This is a genomic window from Mycobacterium sp., assembly GCF_049585075.1.
Lineage (GTDB): Bacteria > Actinomycetota > Actinomycetes > Mycobacteriales > Mycobacteriaceae > Mycobacterium.
The window spans coordinates 1-1,580 of sequence record NZ_JBAUZA010000536.1; the positions used below are offsets into that span (position 1 = coordinate 1).

A 1,580-nucleotide genomic window follows, 5' to 3' on the forward strand; every position below is an offset into this window, starting at 1 on the left:
GGCCCAGGCCGTCGAATGTCCGCAGGTCGACCCAGGTCAGCCGGGATGCCGCCCACAATCCCGCGGCCGCGAGCACCAACAGGGCCTGGGCTATCCGGATGGTCCGCCGACCCGGGCGGTCGGGCGCGGCATCAGCCATCCTGGTCAGCCGCGGCGGTCAGGGTCTGCGCCGCGGCGATCGCGTTGAGCACCGCCCGCGCCTTATTGGTCGCCTCGGTGTGCTCGTAGGGCCCGTTGGAGTCGGCCACCACGCCGCCACCGGCTTGAACGTAGGCGGTGCCGTCGCGCATCAGGGCAGTGCGGATCGCGATGGCAAAGTCGGCGTTGCCGGCAAAGTCGAGGTAGCCGATGACGCCGCCGTAGAGGCCGCGCCGGGTCTTTTCCACCTCTTCGATGAGTTCCATGGCGCGCACTTTGGGGGCGCCGGACAGCGTTCCGGCCGGGAAGCATGCAGTGACGGCGTCCAGCGCGGTGTGCCCGTCGGCGAGCATCCCGGTCACCGTGGACACCAGGTGCATGACGTGGCTGTAGCGCTCGATGTGGCTGTAGTCCTCGACGCGAACTGTGCCCGGCACGCACACCCGGCCCAGGTCGTTGCGGCCCAAGTCGACGAGCATCAGGTGCTCGGCGAGTTCCTTCTCGTCGGCCAGCAACTCCTTTTCCAGCAACTGGTCCTCTTCATCGGTATGACCCCGCCACCGGGTTCCAGCAATCGGGTGCGTCGTCGCCCGCCCGTCGTTGACAGTGACCAGCGCCTCCGGGCTGGAGCCGACAATCGAAAAATCCGTTCCGCCAACGCTATTCGGTACATGCAGCAGATACATGTATGGACTTGGATTGGTTACCCGCAGCATCCGGTAGACGTCGATCGGATCGACACCGGTGTCCATTTCGAAGCGCTGCGACGGCACAACCTGAAACGCTTCGCCGGCCGCGATCTGCTCGACGAGGTAGTCGACGATCTTCCCGTATTCCTCGACGGTGCGCTGCACGCGGTACCGCGGCTCAGGTCGGGTGAACGTACCGACCGTGGAAGGCAGCGGCTGACCCAGCGCGGCGGTCATCACGTCCAACCGGGCGATCGCGTCGTCGTAAGCCTCGTCGACCCGTTCGTCGGTGCCGTTCCAGTTCACCGCGTTGGCGATCAGCGTGATGGTGCCCTCGTGGTGATCGACGGCCGCCACATCGGTGGCCAGGAGCAGCAGCATGTCCGGCAAGTTGAGGTCGTCGACGGCCAACTCAGGCAGCCGCTCCAGCCGTCGCACCAGGTCATAGGCGAAGAAGCCGACCATGCCGCTCGACAGCGGCGGTAATCCTGGCAATGCAGGGGTGGCCAGCAACTCGCACGTGGCGCGCAGGGCTTGCAGCGGGTCGCCACCGGTAGGAGCATCCTGGGGCGCTGCGCCGAGCCATACCGCCTCGCCGTCACGCACGGTCAGCGCCGACGGCGCGCCTGCGCCGATGAAGGACCACCGGGACCAGGACCTGCCGTTTTCGGCTGACTCCAGCAGAAAGGTGCCCGGCCGGTTGGCGGCCAGCTTGCGGTAGGCGGACAGCGGAGTCTCGGTATCGGCCAGCAC

The 1,580-nt window shown here is 67.2% G+C and carries 1 protein-coding gene; it reads right to left on the reverse strand.

Features of this window, described 5'->3' with window-relative positions; translation table 11 throughout:
• Nucleotides 1-131 precede the first annotated feature (131 nt).
• Nucleotides 132-1,580 (reverse strand): anthranilate synthase component I (locus WB785_RS24645; RefSeq protein WP_424082713.1); only part of this gene is annotated, 1,449 nt, incomplete at its 5' end.